This window comes from Streptomyces sp. NPDC050439 (assembly GCF_040655335.1).
In the GTDB taxonomy this organism is placed as follows: Bacteria; Actinomycetota; Actinomycetes; order Streptomycetales; family Streptomycetaceae; genus Streptomyces.
The window spans coordinates 144809-162391 of record NZ_JBFAJT010000004.1 but is presented as its reverse complement, the minus strand read 5'-3'; the positions used below and the strand labels follow the sequence as shown (position 1 = coordinate 162391).

General features: G+C 69.8%; 17 protein-coding genes. 10 read left to right on the top strand and 7 right to left on the bottom strand.

The window, feature by feature from the left end; translation table 11 throughout:
- Positions 1-189 precede the first annotated feature (189 nt).
- On the bottom strand, positions 190-777 hold the full coding sequence (locus tag AB0I66_RS18085; protein WP_363208846.1) for an RNA polymerase sigma factor: 588 nt from the start codon (positions 775-777) through the stop codon (positions 190-192).
- Positions 778-940: 163 nt separating this feature from the next.
- Positions 941-1735, bottom strand: coding sequence for a hypothetical protein (locus AB0I66_RS18080; RefSeq protein WP_363208845.1), 795 nt, complete (start codon positions 1733-1735; stop codon positions 941-943).
- Positions 1736-2022: 287 nt separating this feature from the next.
- Here AB0I66_RS18080 and AB0I66_RS18075 point away from each other — a divergent pair, with 287 nt between their 5' ends.
- Positions 2023-4803, top strand: a complete 2781-nt coding sequence (locus tag AB0I66_RS18075) for an FG-GAP-like repeat-containing protein (RefSeq protein ID WP_363208844.1) — start codon at positions 2023-2025, stop codon at positions 4801-4803.
- 62 nt (positions 4804-4865) lie between these two features.
- Here the strand turns inward: AB0I66_RS18075 and AB0I66_RS18070 are convergent, their stop codons facing one another.
- The 3 genes from AB0I66_RS18070 to AB0I66_RS18060 all read right to left on the bottom strand — a co-directional run bounded on the left by AB0I66_RS18070 (position 4866) and on the right by AB0I66_RS18060 (position 7721).
- A complete protein-coding gene (locus tag AB0I66_RS18070; RefSeq protein WP_363208843.1) occupies positions 4866-5471 on the bottom strand; it encodes a hypothetical protein in 606 nt (201 codons plus the stop codon).
- A 61-nt stretch (positions 5472-5532) separates the two neighbouring features.
- Positions 5533-6039: a hypothetical protein gene (locus tag AB0I66_RS18065; protein WP_363208842.1), complete on the bottom strand. Its 507-nt coding sequence runs from the start codon at positions 6037-6039 to the stop codon at positions 5533-5535.
- 137 nt (positions 6040-6176) lie between these two features.
- On the bottom strand, positions 6177-7721 hold the full coding sequence (locus tag AB0I66_RS18060) for a glycoside hydrolase family 20 protein (protein ID WP_363208841.1): 1545 nt from the start codon (positions 7719-7721) through the stop codon (positions 6177-6179).
- Positions 7722-8466: 745 nt separating this feature from the next.
- Between AB0I66_RS18060 and AB0I66_RS18055 the strand changes: the two genes are divergently transcribed.
- The 8 genes from AB0I66_RS18055 to AB0I66_RS18020 all read left to right on the top strand — a co-directional run bounded on the left by AB0I66_RS18055 (position 8467) and on the right by AB0I66_RS18020 (position 15028).
- Positions 8467-8937, top strand: a complete 471-nt coding sequence (locus tag AB0I66_RS18055; protein WP_363209381.1) for a 2-oxo-4-hydroxy-4-carboxy-5-ureidoimidazoline decarboxylase — start codon at positions 8467-8469, stop codon at positions 8935-8937.
- 149 nt (positions 8938-9086) lie between these two features.
- Positions 9087-9467 (top strand): succinate dehydrogenase, cytochrome b556 subunit, encoded by a 381-nt coding sequence (gene sdhC / locus AB0I66_RS18050; RefSeq protein ID WP_076684883.1) that lies wholly within the window; start codon positions 9087-9089, stop codon positions 9465-9467.
- Between the two features lie 8 nt (positions 9468-9475).
- Entirely contained in the window at positions 9476-9967 is a 492-nt protein-coding gene (locus AB0I66_RS18045) for a succinate dehydrogenase hydrophobic membrane anchor subunit (RefSeq protein WP_363208840.1), read from the top strand.
- A gap of 16 nt (positions 9968-9983) precedes the next feature.
- Complete coding sequence (gene sdhA / locus AB0I66_RS18040; RefSeq protein ID WP_363208839.1) at positions 9984-11738, top strand: succinate dehydrogenase flavoprotein subunit; 1755 nt, start codon at positions 9984-9986, stop codon at positions 11736-11738.
- Positions 11738-12508, top strand: coding sequence for a succinate dehydrogenase iron-sulfur subunit (locus AB0I66_RS18035; RefSeq protein ID WP_361837562.1), 771 nt, complete (start codon positions 11738-11740; stop codon positions 12506-12508). Before sdhA ends, AB0I66_RS18035 begins: the two co-directional genes overlap by 1 nt.
- 203 nt (positions 12509-12711) lie before the next feature.
- The gene (locus AB0I66_RS18030; protein ID WP_363208838.1) at positions 12712-13356 is read left to right on the top strand and encodes a hypothetical protein; all 645 of its coding nucleotides are present in this window, start codon (positions 12712-12714) and stop codon (positions 13354-13356) included.
- Positions 13356-14426: a hypothetical protein gene (locus tag AB0I66_RS18025; protein WP_363208837.1), complete on the top strand. Its 1071-nt coding sequence runs from the start codon at positions 13356-13358 to the stop codon at positions 14424-14426. Before AB0I66_RS18030 ends, AB0I66_RS18025 begins: the two co-directional genes overlap by 1 nt.
- A 131-nt stretch (positions 14427-14557) precedes the next feature.
- Positions 14558-15028: a VOC family protein gene (locus AB0I66_RS18020; protein ID WP_363208835.1), complete on the top strand. Its 471-nt coding sequence runs from the start codon at positions 14558-14560 to the stop codon at positions 15026-15028.
- Between the two features lie 15 nt (positions 15029-15043).
- Here the strand turns inward: AB0I66_RS18020 and AB0I66_RS18015 are convergent, their stop codons facing one another.
- Positions 15044-15661 (bottom strand): MarR family transcriptional regulator, encoded by a 618-nt coding sequence (locus AB0I66_RS18015; protein ID WP_363208834.1) that lies wholly within the window; start codon positions 15659-15661, stop codon positions 15044-15046.
- Positions 15662-15786: 125 nt separating this feature from the next.
- Here AB0I66_RS18015 and AB0I66_RS18010 point away from each other — a divergent pair, with 125 nt between their 5' ends.
- The gene (locus AB0I66_RS18010) at positions 15787-17085 is read left to right on the top strand and encodes an MFS transporter (protein WP_363208833.1); all 1299 of its coding nucleotides are present in this window, start codon (positions 15787-15789) and stop codon (positions 17083-17085) included.
- Here AB0I66_RS18010 and AB0I66_RS18005 read toward each other — a convergent pair.
- Positions 17025-17468, bottom strand: coding sequence for an Lrp/AsnC family transcriptional regulator (locus AB0I66_RS18005; protein WP_363209380.1), 444 nt, complete (start codon positions 17466-17468; stop codon positions 17025-17027). The two genes, AB0I66_RS18010 and AB0I66_RS18005, sit on opposite strands and share 61 nt — an antisense overlap.
- Positions 17469-17583 lie beyond the last annotated feature (115 nt).

The window sequence follows — 17583 nt, the reverse complement described above, 5'->3', positions numbered from 1 at the left end:
GCCAGTCATCCCCGGGACGGACACACGGGGGATCCTCCGAGGACACCCCCTCGCGAGCCGAGCGAAACGCGGCGAGAGCCCGCCCCTGAGCCTCCACGTCAACACGCTCCGCGCGAATCGCCTCCGCCAGGAGCAGGACGAGGCGGGGCACTCCGGCGGCCACTCCGGCGGCCACCCCAGACCGCCGGATCACCCCGCACCCCCCAACTGCCGGGCAAGCCGCCGAAGCCCCCGATACGCAGCAGTCCGTACCGCCCCGGGCCGCTTGCCGAGCACCCTCGCCGCCGCACCCGCGTCCAGACCGACCACGACCCGCAACAGAACCGCCTCCGCCTGATCCCGCGGCAGCCCGGCGATCAGCGCGAGCGCCTCTCCCGTAGAGATCGACTCCAGCGCCTGCTCGGAGGTGCTGAGCGGTCCGGGAAGATCGAGCACGTCCTGGTCGAGGGCGGACGGCCGCGGCCGGACCTTCTGGCGCCGCAGGTGATCAAGGGCCCGGTGCCGCGCGATCGTCGCCGTCCAGCCGCGAAAGCCGGCACCGTCACCGCGGAACCGCCCCAGATCACGGGCGATCTCCAGCCACGCCTCGGCCGCGATGTCCTCCGCGGTCTCCCCGTCGTGGCCGACCAGACCCCGCAGATAGCCGACGAGCCCCGGCTGCACCAGCCGGTACGCGACCGCGAAGGCCGCCTCGTCGCCCTCCTGCGCCCGCGCGACCGCGGCGCCGAGCTCCTCGTCCCGCGCCCGTGCGCGACGGGGTTCCCCTCCTCGACCCACGCTTTCCCATCCGTACCGACGCGACACAGCTCACCGTGTCCGTGCCCCCACGCTGAGCTGCGCCAGAGCGGACAGAAATGTCACAGGTGATGGTCACGGATGCGGACGGCGTCTCAGACCTCGAACAGCCTCAGCCTCGAACGGCCTCAGACCTCGAACAGCCTCAGACCTCGAACAGCGAGCCGCCGCCCGGGCCCATGCCGAGCGCCTCTATGTCGATGACGAGGGAGGGGTCGGGGGCCTGCGCGGCGACCGGCTTGTCGTAGTCGGACATCCGCATCTCCATCAGCTCCTCGCCACGCTCCTGCGTCATGCCGACGATGTACGGCTTGTCGCCCGTCGCCAGATAGGCCGTCATGTCATGCCCGCCGTCCGTCGCGGCGAGCGGCGTGACCTTCTCCCCGTGCCACCGCCTCTCCGGCAGCGCGCGGGCGCCTTCCATGTCGGCGTCCGACCCCGAGCCGCCGAGCTGACCGAACGCCTTGTCGAGGTCGCACATCTTCGTCGGCGAGGCAACGCCCGAACGCGCGCCTCCCTTCGGGAGTTTCATGTACTTGCCGCGGGCGAGATCCGTCCGCTCCCTGGCCGTGGCCGCGATCCTCGGGCCACGCTCCACGGCGGCGTCACGGATCGCGTCGAGCGACGCGTCCGAGAAACGGATGTACGTGTCGCCGCCGCCGATCATCAGCAACTCACCCTGCTGCATGGGCCCCGAGTCGAAGGTGCCCGTGCAGTTGCTTTGGCGGTCCATGTGCACGGAGACCTCTTGGTGGCCCTTGGGGCTGTTCATCTCGACCCCGATGCGCACGGAGTCGGCGTTCTTGAGGAGCTCCATGGCCTCGCGTGCGAGCCGCCCGCCCCGCACCTCGTCGGCGGCAGCCGAAGGCTCCGCGGGCGTCCGCTCGACCAGCCCCTCGTACACCTTCCCCTTCGCACCGCAGGCCGCGAGCGCCCCCATGGCGAGGCAACACGCAACTCCCCGCACCCACCGGCGTCGTCTCTTCCCCACCCCTGAAATCCCCACCCCTGAAACCAAGGCCCCCACCCACACTCCTCCACACTCCTCGTTCACACCTGTCAGGTGACTCAGCGCAATGATCCGTCCATCTGTCACACCCCTGAGGTGCGGGATACGTCACGTCACATTTCACCCTCCCTCGTACAACCGTTTGACCCTTCGGGCAGTCGTACGCACTCGCTTTGGTCAACCGGGACAGCCGGCAATTTCGTTGAGGGGTGGGGCATTTGAGCCCGCGCAAACCGCGCGAAGCAGCGCGAAGCACGCACGCGTACAGACCGCTGAGTCTCAAGCGCAGGGCGTGGCTGACGATCGGGGCCGTCGTCCTTGGCGGCGCGGGGGCCGTCACGTACGCGATGGCGGATCCCTCGGCCGAGGGCCGCCCCGGCGGTGTCTCCCGCGACAAGCGCCCGGTGAGCGTGCACGACATCGCGCTGAAGGCGGACGGCGCCAAGGAGAGGGAGCTGCCGCGCACGTCGACGGAGCAGTTCTCGCTGCTCGGTGTCTCGTGGACCGGCGTGACGAAGGAGCTCGAGGGCACGGCCCAGGTCCGCACGCGTTCCGTCGAGAGCGACAAGTGGACCGGCTGGCAGCACCTGGACCTGGAGCTGCACCTGCCCGAGAAGGCCGAGGCAGGCATGCGCGCCGCGTCCGAGCCGCTGTGGGTCGGCCCGTCGGACGGCGTGGAGGTCCGCGTGGTCGCGGCCGACGGCACGGCGAGTGCCGCGCTGCCCAAGGGGCTTGAGGTCAACCTCGTGGACCCGGGCGTGACGTCCAAGGAGGCGGGCAACCCGGCGCTCGACGGTTCGGCGATGGCGCCGGTGGCGTTCGCCGAGGACGAGACTCCGGTGCCGCCGGCTCCCGAGCCGGAACCGAGCGCGCCCGACCCGACGGACGCCCCCACGGACGCCCCGAGCGAGGCACCCACGGACGCGCCCTCTTCCCCGGCCCCTTCGGACCCCGGCACGGAGCCGCCCACGTCCCCCGCCCCCTCGGGCTCTGCGTCCCCCGACCCGGAGCCCACGGTTCCGCCCGCTCCCCCGTCCACGGTCACCAAGCCGCCCATGATCAGCAGGGCGGGATGGGGCGCGGACGAGTCCCAGGTCGAGGATCCGCCGGAGTACATCGAGAAGGTCAAGGCGGTCTTCGTCCACCACACGGTCGGCACGAACGACTACAGCTGCGCCCAGTCGGCGTCCCTGGTCCGCGGCCTCATGACGTACCACGTGGAGACCGAGGGCTGGAACGACCTCGGCTACAACTTCCTCGTGGACAAGTGCGGCCAGGTCTTCGAGGGCCGCGGCGGCGGCACCGACCTGCCGGTGCGCGGCGCGCACACGTTCGGCTTCAACGGTGAGTCCGCGGGCATCGCGGTCCTCGGTGACTTCGAGGGCAACGAGAACCCGGCCCCGGGCGAGACGTACAAGAAGGCGGGCAAGCCGACCCGCGCCGCGCTGGAGTCGGTCTCCCGCGTCGCGGCCTGGAAGCTCGGCCAGTACGGAGGCGACCCGTCCGCCAAGGTCACGCTGACGGCGGCCGACGACACGGGCGTGTGGAAGAAGGGCGACACCCCCTCCCTCAACACGATCTCGGGCCACCGGGACGGCTTCGCGACCCTCTGCCCCGGCAAGAACCTGTACTCCAAGCTCGGCGAGATCCGCCGTCACGCGGCGAGCGCGGGCCGCAACTCGGCCATCCCCACCTCCGACTTCAACCGCGACGGCATCACGGACCTGGTGGCGGGCACGCCCAAGGCGTCCGGCGGCGTCGGCAGCCTGACGATCGTCCCCGGCGGCCTCGACGGCCCGGTGGCCGGCTCCAAGAAGACCCTCACCCAGTCCAGCCCCGGCGTCCCCGGCGCCTCCGAGGCGGGCGACAACTGGGCCGCGGCCACGGCGTGGGGCGACATCAACGGCGACGGCCACGCGGACCTGGCGATCGGCGCCCCCGGCGAGGACGACACCTCGAACAAGGACCGCGGCGCGGTCACGATCCTCTACGGTCCCGCCTTCGACACCGGCACGGACATGCAGCTGGCGGACGACTTCCACTACCCGGGCGCCAAGTTCGGCTCGGCCGTGGCGGTCGGCGACTTCAACGCCGACGGCAAGGCGGACGTCTTCTCGGCGTCCACCGGCACGGGCGGCACGTGGGCGGCGCGCTTCAAGGCGGGCAGCGAGGTGGGCGGCACGCTCACCTCGGGCGACACGGCCATCTCGTACGCCGATGCCGCGTCCGGCGACTTCAACCGTGACGGGTACGCGGATGTGGCGCTGAACTACCGCGACCAGGCCGGAGTCGGCAAGGTCCAGTGGTTCAAGGGCACGAAGTCGGGCCTGAGCAGGGTCGGTTCGCTCTCCGTCAAGGGCGGCCGCTCCCTCGCCGTCGGCGACGTGAACGGCAACGGCTACGACGACCTGGTCATCGGCCAGCCGTACACCGCGGAGTCCGGCGCGCACGCGGGCGGGCAGGTCACGGTGGTGCCCGGCACGTCCACCGGCTTCACGACCACCGGCCTCAAGACCATCCACCAGGACACGTCCGGAGTCCCGGGTGCTGCCGAGTCGGGCGACGCGATGGGCTGGTCGGTCTCGGCGGGCGACTTCAACCTGGACGGGTACGCGGACGTCCTGACGGGCGCCCCGAACGAGGACATCACGCGGTCGGGTGCGGCGAAGAAGGACGCGGGCACGAGCCTCCTCCTGAAGGGCACGTCATCGGGCCTGACAGGCACAGGCGCCCAAGCCTTCTCCCAGGACACCGAGGGCATCACGGGCTCCACGGAGTCCGCCGACCGCCTGGGCGCGTCGGTGGTCCTCGCCGACCTCTCGGGCTACGGCCGCGCCGACCTCGCCATCGGCGTGGACGGCGAGGACGAGGGCAACGGCACGCTCCTCCAACTGGACAGCGGATCATCGGGCGTCTCGACGTCGACCGGGGTCTACTACGGACGCACGCAACTGGGCACTCCGGCGGCGTCCCACTTGGGCCAGACGCTGACGCCGTAAGCAGTGCAGAAAAATCCCGCGGATACGCCGGTCGCACCGGAATCCGCGGGATTTTTCTGCGGTCAGACCTTGCTGCCCTTGCCGACCTTGTTCCCCCGCTCCCGCCGTGACACCACGGCCCGCAAAACCCGGCGGCCCTCCGTCGACACCGCCAGCGCCTGCCGTAGGCCGCCCGCGCCCGCGCCCCGGTTCGCCAGGAGTTCCAGGACCTGGACCTGGCGCCTCAACTCGGCGGCCACCAGGGGTGACATCCCCTCCGTGAGGCCCGCGCGGCGCGCGCTCAGGGCCGACGAGCGGGCGCCCCCGTCCGGCCCTGTGTCCAGCAGTCGGTGGATCTGCAGTGCGGCCACGGAGCAGGCGTCGGCCCACTCGCGGAGTTCGGCCGCGGAACGCCGGGAGGGCATCGCGCCGAGCATGCGGTAGGCGAGGGTGCTCGCCTCGTCGGCTGAGGGGTCCTCAAGGACGTCCGCGCCGCCCAGCCTCACCCGCGCCTCCGCGAGCGCCACGTCCCAGGCCCCGCCTTCCGCGAGGCTCCCCCACAGCGGGCGCAGCACCTCGTCATCACCGCCGAGCAGCGGCACACAGCGGTCGAGGCAGGCGAGCCCGCTCGCCGCCAGACCTCTCTCGTCGGCTTCGGCAATCAGCTCGACCAGACTCGCGCCGCTCATGTCGTACGCCTCCCGTCGGGGACCATGCATGTCCCCTACTGCGTGCGCGCCCCCGGTAACGTCACTGCGGCACCACGCCGAGCCGGTCCAGGAAGCGGAAGAAGAGCTCTTCGGCCGACGGTTCCGCAGCGGCGTTCAGCACGTCGAGCAGCGTGCCGGGCGCCACGGTCCGGCCCGACTCCGCCGCCCACGTCACCGCACGGTCCGCGGCGTCGCGCGGCTCCAGGAAGTAGTCGTCGAGGCTCAGGCCGTCGTCGCCGAGATACCCGGCCATCGCCTCGCGGGCCAGGCACGTCGTCCACACGCCGCTCTCCGGGGCCGCCGCCTCGACGACCACGCAGTCGCTGTCCATGACGTATCCGAAGAGGGCGGGCGAACCCGTCTCCAGGGCCAGGGTGTTCATGTTGCCGACGTCGCGCGTGCCGTCGCCGCCGGGCACTTCCCACACCTGCCAGCCGTCGTCCCGCTGGACGAGGAGGCTGAGCTCGTCCCGCACCCCGGCCACCGCCGAGAGCTCGACGAGCGGCCGCTCGCTTCTGCCCACGACGTAATAACCCCAGTAGCCCATGCCCGCGTCTCCCCGTGTACTCGACCCTGCTCGATCGCGCGCGTCGACCGCGCTCTTCTTTGGGCCGAATACACCACAGACATAGGCAAGTTCGCCACCAGAAGGCGGAAAACGGATCTCTTGGACGGAGGACCGGCTCAACCCACCCGGTCGGCCAGCTTCACGAACTCCGCCCAGGAGAGCTGCGGGTCGCGTGCGTCCCACAGCTTCTGGACCGTTGCCTTCAGCGGCATCCGGATGCCCTGCGCCACCTGCTCCTGCGTCTGTGAGCCGGCCAGGTCGCACCAGACCGCGAGGGAGCCGCCGAGGATCTGGTCGTCGTACTTCGCGTCCACCGGCTTCGTCCCGCGGATGACCAGCGGGGTCCACTGCTCGTAGATCCGCTGCCCGGTGGGATAGCGGAAGTCGTTGGGCTGGCCGAGGACGTAGTAGAGGTACTCGTCGTTGTAGTTGATCATCTTCCGGCCCTCCTTCAGGTACTCGGCCGGCTCCCTCGACCCGATCTCCTTGCCCGTCCAGTACGCGACGTCGATGTCGTCGTCGGCCTTCTCGACCCCGCCGCGGAAGAACCCGTCGTTCCACGCCCTGAGCCCGCGCTCGTAGGGACGCATGGTCTCGGCGCGGTCGTTGAGCCAGCCGGTCGCGAGATCCTGCACGCGGGCGTCGGGCCCGTACTTGTCGCGGGCCGCGGCGGCCAGCTGCGGATAGCTGGCCTCCAGGTTGCTGACCGTCAGGGCCTGGTACTCGTCGGCGCCGAGATGCCAGTAGCGCCCCGGGAAGAGGTCCGCGTACTCCTCCAGGAGGTCGTCGACGATCTCAGCGGCCAGCGGCTTGGAGATGTCGACCGCGCCGCGCGTGGCGACGCCACGGGTGTCGCGGAGCTGGAGGGAAGGGTGCGCCTTGATGACCGTGCCGAGGTGGCCCGGTGAGTCGATCTCCGGCACGACGGTGATGTGCCGGCTCGCCGCCAGCTTGAGGATGCGGCGGACCTGCGCCTTGCTGAGGTGGTCGCCCGAGACGATCTCGGGGTGCGATTCGGACTCGATGCGGAAGGCCTGGTCGTCGGAGAAGTGCAGGCCGAGCTGGTTGTACTTGAGGTCGCCGAGCTCGCGGATGCGGTCCTCGATCCACTGCGCGTCGAAGTGCTTGCGCGCGATGTCGAGCATGAAGCCACGCTGCGGCTTGGCCGGCTTGTCGCGCACGACGCCTTCGGGCGCGGTCCCGCCGCCGCGGACCTCCTGCTTCAGGGTGCGGGTCCCGTAGAAGACGCCCGCTTCCTCGGGCGCGGAAATCTTCACCCGCTGGGCCTTCACGGAGAGGCTGTACGACTCGTCCCTGCCGTCGGAGGCGTCGGCGTCGTCCGGGTCGAGCGCAAGCTGCACATCACCCCTGCGGGGCTTGGCGTCCCCCGCGTACGAGAGCTTCAGCTCGCCGGCGAGCAGCTTGCCCTCGTCGGCGAGATCTTCGTCACCGATGACGACGCGCCCGCCGCTCCCCGGTTTCCACCCCGGCCCGCGCGCCGCGCTGTGCTCGCGTACGGCGGGGATGGTGGCGGGGGCCTTGGAGAGGGGGTACGACTTCGTGGGCGAGGGGGTCGGGGCGACGGCGGCCTTGCTGTCGGACGGCGAAGCCGCGGGCGCACCCCCGCCCCCGCCCCCGGGCCAGACGGCCACGGCAAGCACTACGGCCCCGGCAACAAGCCCGGCGGAGGCAAACGCAAATCGCCGCTGCTGCTTCACCACTGACCACCTTCGACTGCCGGGCAAACGGGTGGGTGGGCAGGCGCAGACGGCCGCGCAGCGGCGGCACGGGGACCAGCCGCCGGGTGAACGGGTGGGTGGGCGGGAAACATCCGCCGCGCAGCGGCGGCACAGGAACCGGCCGCCAGGTGAACGACCGGTCGGGCAGGCGCAGACGGCCGGGCAGTGGCGGCACGGGGACCAGCCGCCGGGCAAACGGGTGGGTGGGCGGGAGACATCCGCCGCGCAGCGGCGGCACAGGCACCGGCCGCCGGGCAAACAACCGGTCGGGCAGGCGCAGACGGCCGGGCAGTGGCGGCACGGGAACCAGCCGCCGGGTGAACGGGTGGGTGGGCGGGAAGCATCCGCCGCGCAGCGGCGGCGTACAGACCCCCCCACCGGCCGGCGGGGACAAGACGAGCAGCGGGAGCACAGCAGGCAGCGGGGACAAGACGAACAGCAGCGCAGGCGGCAGTCATCCGGCCACGGTAAAACGGCCCCCGCACAGGTACCGTCCACCACGCGAAGCGAAACTCTCCCATCCGGGTGAAATTCACGCATCCGTCAGACAGCCCCCACCAAGCCTCGCTAGCGTTACGACAAATCCCCCACGCCTCCCTTGTCGCTGCCCCCTGCCCAGGAGCCCCCGCTGTCCCCGCACCGTTCACCGAGCCCCGTCCCGGAGCAACTGAACACAGCCGAGCCCGGCGCCGCCGAAACCGCGCTGCTCACCTGCTGCGGCAGCCACCTCTGGGCCCGCCGACTGGTCGACCACCGGCCGTACCCCGACCTGGAAGCGCTGCTCGCCGCGTCCGACGAAGCGGCGTACGACCTGCCGCCGGGAGACCTCGCCGAGGCCCTGGCCTGCGAACCTCTGCGTCCGGTCCTCCCCCGGCAGGGGACGTACACCGCGGCCCACACCGCCCTGCGCGCCGCGCACGCCGCGTACGAAAGCCGGTTCGGTCACGTGTTCGTCATCTGCCTGGACGACGTCCCGCCGACCCAGGCCCTGGACCATCTGCTCGCCGGAATCCGCGCCCGCCTCACCAACGACCCGGAGGAAGAGCGGGTCATCGCGGCCGAGGAAATGCGGAGGCTGGCCCGCGGACGGCTCGCCCGGCTCGTGCACGACCTGAATAGCCCGTACGTGCCTGTTTGATTGCCTGTTTGATCACACCTGGCTACCCCGCGCGAGCGAACCGACAACTCGTCGATACGATGACGAGCGGCCGGTGGACCGTACCCGGCCGGGCCCGTCCGACCACCCAAGCCGGCTGGCCCCAATCCCCGCTCCCGGAGGGTTCTGCCGTGCCGGCTGGAACGCTGTACCGCGGCCGGGAAGGAATGTGGTCCTGGGTGGCTCACCGAGTCACCGGCGTCCTCATCTTCTTCTTCCTGTTCGTGCATGTGCTGGACACCGCTCTCGTCCGCGTCTCCCCGGAGGCGTACGACGATGTCGTCAGCACCTACAAGACCCCCCTCGTCGCACTCCTTGAGTACGGCCTGGTCGCCGCCATCCTCTTCCACGCGCTGAACGGCCTGCGTGTCATCGCCGTCGACTTCTGGTCGAAGGGCCCGCGCTACCAGAAGCAGATGCTCTGGACCGTCGTGGGCATCTGGGTCGTCCTGATGGTGGGGGCGCTCTACCCGGTCCTCGGCCACGCCGTCCGCGAAGTCTTCGGGAGCTGACGCCAGACATGTCCGACACCACGCTCGAGAAGTCCGGCGGGTCCGGAGTGGGCCCCGTCGAAGGCGCCTCGCTCTATGACGCCGACAACCCGGCCCCCCTCATCGAGGCGCCGCGCAAGCGCACCTCCAAGACCCCGCGCTCGACCCGCGGCAACTTCGAGATGGCCGCATGGCTCTTCATGCGCCTGTCCGGCGTCGTCCTCGTCGTCCTGGTCCTCGGCCACCTGCTGATCCAGCTGGTGCTCGACGGCGGAGTGAGCAAGATCGGCTTCGCGTTCGTCGCCGGTCGCTGGGCCTCGCCGTTCTGGCAGGTCTGGGACCTGCTGATGCTGTGGCTCGCGATGCTGCACGGGGCCAACGGCCTGCGCACGGTCATCAACGACTACGCGGAGCGCGCCAACACGCGCCTGTGGCTCAAGGGCCTGCTGTACACCGCCACGGTGTTCACCATCCTTCTGGGCACGCTGGTGATCTTCACCTTCGACCCGAACATCCGCTAAAGCCGAGGCGAACCCAGTGAAGATTCACAAGTACGACACTGTCATCGTCGGCGCCGGCGGCGCGGGCATGCGCGCGGCCATCGAGTCGACGAAGCGCAGCCGCACCGCGGTCCTGACGAAGCTCTACCCCACCCGCTCCCACACGGGCGCGGCGCAGGGCGGCATGGCCGCCGCGCTCGCCAACGTGGAGGAGGACAACTGGGAGTGGCACACCTTCGACACGATCAAGGGCGGCGACTACCTGGTCGACCAGGACGCCGCCGAGATCCTGGCGAAGGAGGCCATCGACGCGGTCCTCGACCTGGAGAAGATGGGCCTGCCGTTCGGCCGTACGCCCAAGGGTGAGATCGACCAGCGCCGTTTCGGCGGTCACTCCCGCAACCACGGCGAGGCCCCGGTCCGCCGTGCCTGCTACTCGGGCGACCGCACCGGCCACATGATCCTCCAGACGCTCTACCAGAACTGCATCAAGGAGGGCGTGGAGTTCTTCAACGAGTTCTACGTCCTGGACCAGCTTCTGGTGGAGGTCGACGGCGTCAAGAAGAGCGCGGGCGTCGTCGCCTATGAACTGGCGACCGGCGAGATCCACCTCTTCCAGGCGAAGGCCGTGGTCTACGCCTCGGGCGGCACCGGCAAGTTCTTCAAGGTGACGTCGAACGCGCACACGCTGACGGGTGACGGCCAGGCGGCCTGCTACCGCCGCGGTCTGCCGCTGGAGGACATGGAGTTCTTCCAGTTCCACCCGACCGGCATCTGGCGCATGGGCATCCTTCTTACGGAAGGCGCCCGTGGTGAGGGCGGCATCCTCCGTAACAAGGACGGCGAGCGCTTCATGGAGAAGTACGCGCCGGTCATGAAGGACCTCGCGTCGCGAGACGTCGTGTCCCGCTCCATCTACACGGAGATCCGAGAGGGCCGCGGCTGCGGCCCCGAGGGCGACCACGTGTACCTGGACCTGACGCACCTCCCGCCGGAGCAGCTGGACGCGAAGCTTCCCGACATCACGGAGTTCGCGCGTACGTACCTCGGCATCGAGCCCTACACGGACCCGATCCCGATCCAGCCGACCGCGCACTACGCCATGGGCGGCATCCCGACGAACGTCGAGGGTGAGGTCCTGGCGGACAACACCACGGTGGTTCCCGGCCTGTACGCGGCGGGCGAGGTCGCCTGCGTCTCCGTGCACGGCGCCAACCGCCTGGGCACCAACTCGCTCCTGGACATCAACGTCTTCGGCAAGCGCGCGGGTGTCGCCGCCGCGGAGTACTCGGCGAAGAACGACTTCGTCGAACTCCCCGAGAACGCCGAGGAGCTCGTCGTCGCCCAGGTCGAGCGCCTGCGCGACGCCACGGGCAACGAGCGGGTCGCCGAGCTCCGCAAGGAGCTGCAGGAGACCATGGACGCCAACGTCATGGTGTTCCGCACTGAGCAGACGATCAAGACGGCGGTGGAGAAGATCGCGGAGCTCCGCGAGCGCTACCTCAACGTCTCGATCCAGGACAAGGGCAAGCGTTTCAACACCGACCTCCTTGAGGCCATCGAGCTGGGCAACCTGCTCGACCTGGCCGAGGTCATGGCGCAGTCGGCCCTGGCCCGCAAGGAGTCGCGCGGCGGTCACTACCGCGAGGACTTCCCGAACCGCGACGACGTCAACTTCATGCGCCACACCATGGCGTACCGCGAGGTAGGCGACGACGGCACCGAGTCGATCCGACTCGACTACAAGCCGGTCGTGCAGACCCGCTACCAGCCGATGGAGCGTAAGTACTGATGGCAACCCCGACCCTCGACAAGGAAGACGCCAAGCCCGAGGCCGGCTTCGCCGACTCCCCGTACATCACGGTCACCTTCCGCATCCGCCGCTTCAACCCCGAGGTCTCGGCGGACGCGACGTGGGAAGACTTCGAGATCGAGATCGACCCGAAGGAGCGTGTCCTCGACGCCCTTCACAAGATCAAGTGGGACATGGACGGGTCGCTGACCTTCCGTCGCTCCTGCGCCCACGGCATCTGCGGCTCCGACGCCATGCGCATCAACGGCCGCAACCGCCTTGCCTGCAAGACCCTGATCAAGGACATCAACCCGTCCAAGCCGATCACGGTCGAGGCGATCAAGGGTCTGACGGTCCTGAAGGACCTGGTCGTCGACATGGACCCGTTCTTCCAGGCGTACCGCGACGTCATGCCGTTCCTGGTCACGACGGGCAACGAGCCGACGCGTGAACGCCTCCAGTCCCCGGAGGACCGCGAGCGCTTCGACGACACCACAAAGTGCATCCTGTGCGCCGCGTGCACGTCGTCCTGCCCGGTCTTCTGGAACGACGGCCAGTACTTCGGCCCGGCGGCGATCGTCAACGCGCACCGCTTCATCTTCGACAGCCGTGACGAGGCGGGCGAGCAGCGCCTCGAAATCCTGAACGACAAGGACGGCGTGTGGCGCTGCCGCACGACGTTCAACTGCACGGACGCGTGCCCCCGAGGCATCGAGGTCACGAAGGCGATCCAGGAAGTAAAGCGCGCACTGATCACGCGCCGCTTCTGATCACGCCGCCGGCTGTACGTGGGCCCCGTTCCCGGTTTCACACCGGGGGCGGGGCCTTCGCTGCGTGCGAAATGAGCTTGAATCACCGCAATCCCCATTCCCGATGACTGCCTGTCGGCGCAATCCCGCGTGATCTCCTCGCAAGTCGCAGAGATAGCGTTTGGTTCGCTTGCGTAACCCCCCACCCCCACAGGGAGCCCAGAGTGAACCGCCCCACCCGTCTCGTGTCGACCGCGCTCGCCACATCTGCCGCCCTGTTGTTGACCGCGTGTGGTTCGGGAAAAGGCGACGACTCGTCCTCCGACAAGATCGAGGGGGCGGGTGACGGCGGGTCGAAGGCTTCCGCGAGCGCGTCGGCGAAGCCGGGCGGTACGGCGCGGCCAAAGATCAAGCTCCCGACCGAGTTCCGGGCGGACTTCGCGGGCTGGACGAACAGTGATCCGAAGCTGCAGGCGGTGCTTGACGACGGCAAGGAGGAGCTGCGGGCGAAGTACGCGGCGATCATCGAGGCCAACCCGGAGTCGGAAGCGGTGGCGTTCTACGACGCGGGCAGCTCACTCGCCACGGCCCGTAAGTGGATCAAGGGATTCGTCGAGACCGACGACAGCCTGATCGGCGAGATCAAGGCTTACGACCCGAAGGTCAACGTCAGCGGCAAGGACGCGGCCGTGTTCTTCTACTGCGTCGACGAACGCCAGTCGTCCACGAAGAACCGCAAGACCAAGAAGGTCACCGACACCCCCGACACTCCCGAGTCCGTACTCCAGTACCGGGCCAGGCTTACCAAGTCCGAGCAGGGAGTGTGGCAGACCGTCTCGCTGGAGACCGTCCCCGGCGGTTGCAAGTAATGCGGACCACCGCGAAGGCAGGCGCCGTCCTGCTCGCCACAGTTCTCGCCCTCGGCCTCTCCTCGACGGCCGCGTACGCCATCGGGGACAAGAACAACCAGAACCCGCCCGGGCCTTCGGGCGGCGCGCACAACAACACCCTGACCGCCGGGGTCGGCGCCACGAACATCAAGGTCAGCCAGGTCAGCGGCGGCAAGGGCGGCTCTTCCGCCAAGGGACTCGCCCCGGTGGACCCCAACTGGAAACCCCCGGCCTGCTGGTACGAGCCCGTGGCGACGTCCGAGGAGGTGAAGGCGGCGACGGACCAGCTCAAGAAGACCCCCAACGAGAACTTGGTACCCGTCACGCCCTCGCTCAGCTGGGGGCAGCAGCTGATGGTGGACTACTACGAAAAGGGCAAGCCCCAGAGCGACGGAACGAAGAGCTACACGAACTTCAACCTCGGCAAGGACGGCAAGTTCTGGCGCGGTGTCGTCAACCCGGACATGGAGGACGACCCGGGGGCCTACGACTGCGAGGAGACCCTCTTCTGGCAGGACGCCGGGACGCTCCCGAAGATCGACAACGCCCCCACGCCCGAGGTCCTCGCCTCGTACGCGTATGACAAGGTCAAGGTCCCGGACACCAAGGTCGAGCTGAAGCCGGAAGGCAGGTCGACGGTGAACCTGCCCACGTGGATCTGGCTGGACAAGGGCAAGTTCGAGGACGTCAAGGTCCGTGCGGAGCTCCCCGGCACAGGCTTGTGGGCGGAGACCACGGCCAAGCCGGTCAGCCTGCACCTGGAGCCCGGAACCGCTGACGCGACAGTGTTTCCGGCGTCCGGCGAGTGCAAGGTGAACGAGGACGGCAGCATCGGCACTCCCTACACGAAGGGCTCGTCCGACGAGGATCCGCCGTGCGGCATCGCCTACCTGCGCTCGACGGGCGACAGTGCGTTTCAACTGAAGGCGTCCATCACCTGGGAAATCACCTGGGAGGGTTCGGGCGGCACCGGCGGCGATCTCCCGAACGGCACGTTCGACGGGACGCAGGACGTCGAGGTTCAGGAGATCCAGTCGATCAACCGGTAGCCGGTCGAAAGGCCCACCCGTAGCCACCCGTACGGGTATCGGCTTCGCCAACCGGGTGACATGACCTGACAGGTCACGCCCGGCCGCTCGCGGTACGTCAGAACTCGACCTCGGAGATCTACTCTGACGAAATGTCAGACAACCAGTCGGTCGGCCTGTCCGTTGAGCAGCCCGTTCGTCAATCCGTTGACCAGTCGGCCGAAGACCGGTCGATCGAGTTGCTCGGCTTCGACAACGTCCTGTTTCCCGTGGGTGACCTCGGTGAAGCCGTTGCCTTCTACGAGCGTGCCGGGTTTCCCGTGACGCACCGGATCGATGAGATCGGGCTCGCGATCCTGAAGGTGGGCAAGGAGACGCCCGGGATTCTGCTGCGGGTGGAGGAGGGGGTCGAGCATCGGCCCACCGCGTGGGCCATGCCGCGGGTGTGGCTCGAGGTGGGGGACGCCCGTGCCGCCGGGCGGGCGCTGGAGGCCGCCGGGATCGAGGCGCTCGCGCCGCCCGCCTCCGTGGCCACGGGGTGGACCGTCGAGGTCGCCGATCCGTGGGGGAACGTCATCGGGTTCACCGACTACCGCAAGCGGCCCGAGCTGGCGCGGAGTTGAGCCAGGGGGCGCGCGTCAGTTCCAGCGCGCCCCGCCGTCCGCCTCCGCCACCACCATGATGCGGCGCAGCATGTCCGAGAGCTGCGCCCGCTCCTCCTTGGAGAGCAACCCGAGGAGGCGGTACTCCTCGTGGCCCAGTACGTCCATCGCGCCCAGCCAGATCGACCGGCCGGACGCGGTCAGTTCCACGTCCACCCTGCGGCGGTCCGCCTTCGACGGCGTGCGGTGGAGCAGGCCGCGTTGCTCCAGACCGTCCAGGCGGCCGGTCACGGAGGCCGGGGCCAGGTCCAGGTCCGCGGCCAGTTCGGAGGGGGTGGCCCGGCCACCGCGGCCGGCCAGTTTGTGCAGGGTGTCGAACTCGTGGCGTTCCAGGTCGAAGTCGACCAGGGACTGTTCGCGGACGCGGCGCAGATGGACCGTCAGCTTCTTCATGCGCGTGACCGCACCCTCGATGTCGGCGTCGAGGGCGGGCAGCACGGGGAGCCAGCGCTCCACGTGGTCGTCCGTCCAGTCGCGGGCTGCCGGTGCGCTCTCCCCCGGCTCCCCCGACTCCCCCGGCTGACCGTTCCCGTCCCGGCCCGTGCCCCCGCTCGCGCCCGCGCCCGCGTGACCCTTTTCGCGCCTCTTCGCCATACACAGCAGCCTACTTCGGCATCCTTCGCTTCCGTAAACTTCGGTTCCGTAGGGTTCGCTGACGAACATTTCGGTGACAGATATTTCGCTGGCGAATAGTTCGGTGCCGAAATATAGTACGCCTCATGCTGTCGCACCCCCTGCTGCGCAACCGCTCCTTCCGGCTCTTCTTCCTCGGCCGCTCCCTCTCCCTCATCGGCGACGCCGTCATCCCCGCCGCCCTCGCCCTCGCCGTGCTCCGCGTCACCGGATCCACCTCCGCGCTCGCGCTCGTACTCGGCTGCGCGATGGGAACGAAGTTGCTGTTGCTGCCCCTCGGGGGAGTCGTGGGCGACCGGTTCGATCCCCGTACCGTCGCCCTCGCCTCCGACCTGGTGCGATGCGCGACCCAGCTCTTCGTGGGCGTACAACTGCTCGGCGGCGATCCGCAGTTGTGGCACATCGCCGTCGCCGAAGCCATCGGCGGCGCCGCCTCCGCCTTCGGCATGCCGACCCTGTCGCCGCTCATCACGACCACGGTCGCACCGAAGGACCGGCACGCGGCCAACGCCGCCCTCGGCGTGGTCGGCAGCGGCGCCCGCCTCGGCGGCCCCGCCCTCGCCGGGCTGCTGATCCTGGTCGCGGGGCCCGGCTGGGCGTTCGTCCTGGACGCCGCCTCGTTCGCGGTCAGCGCCTGCCTCCTCGCGGCGGTCCGTACCCACCGCACGGCCGAGAAGCCCACCGCCGCACGCAGTTCCCTGCGCAAGGACCTCGTCGAGGGCTGGCACGAGGTCCGCAGCCGCGACTGGTACTGGACCAGCCTCGTCGCGCACTCCGCGTGGAACGGCGCCGCCGCCGTCCTCATGACCCTCGGGCCTCTCATCGCCATCCAGGAGCTGGGCGGCGAAGGCGCCTGGATCGCCATCCTCCAGGCAGGCGCCGTCGGCCTCCTCGCCGGCTCCCTGCTCGCCGGGCGCGCCAGGCCGAAACGCCCGATCCTCGTGGCCAACCTCGGCCTCGCGACGTACGCCCTGCCGCTGGCCCTGCTCGCCGCCGAGGCCCCCGCGCCCGCCGTGATCGCCGCCTACGGAGTCGCGCAGGCAGGCCTCGGCTTCCTCAGCCCCGTGTGGCAGACCTCGGTCCAGGCGGCGATACCGTCCGGCGCACTGGCCCGCGTCACCTCGTACGACTGGCTGCTGTCGTTGGCCGCGATGCCCGTCGCGTACGTGCTCGGGCCGCTCGCGGCGGACGCGTGGGGCACGGCGGCCCCTCTGTGGATCGCGGCGGCCGTGGTGGGGCTCGCGTGCGCGGGGACGGCGGTCGTGCCGGGAGTGCGCCGTTTCGAGGCGCACGCCACCACCACCGCCACCACCGCCATCACCCCTCAGGCCGCCCCCGGCGACACCGGCCGTTCGAAGAACGTCTCCAGCGAGACCGTCGCCTGAGTCCCGCTCACCCCGTCGATCGCGTACAGCCGCCGCAGCACGTCCTGGAGTTGTTCCGTCGTCCCCGTGCGGACCTTCACCAGGACGCTGGCCGCGCCCGCGATGACGTGCGCCTCCTGGATCTCGGGGATCGCGGCGAAGTCCGCCGCCCGGTCCCCCATCCACGCCGTCGAGTCGACCATGACGAAGGCGAGCACGCCCCGGTCCACGGCCGCCGGGTCGACGTCGATCGTCGTGCGGCGGATCACGCCGCGCTCGCGCAGTTTGCGTACCCGCTCGTGGGCCGCGCCCGCCGAGAGCCCCACCGCCTTGCCCAGGGTCGCGTAGGGCTGGGCGGCGTCCTCCTGCAGCAGCACGAGCAGTGCGCGGTCGGTGTCGTCCATCAGCTGCGCTCCCGCCATCCGTTCATCCCGTTCACCCCGTTGCTCAACCCCTAAGGCTCATCAGCAACTCTTGACGCGCACCATACCTCGTACTGCAATATTGCCGTACTACCGA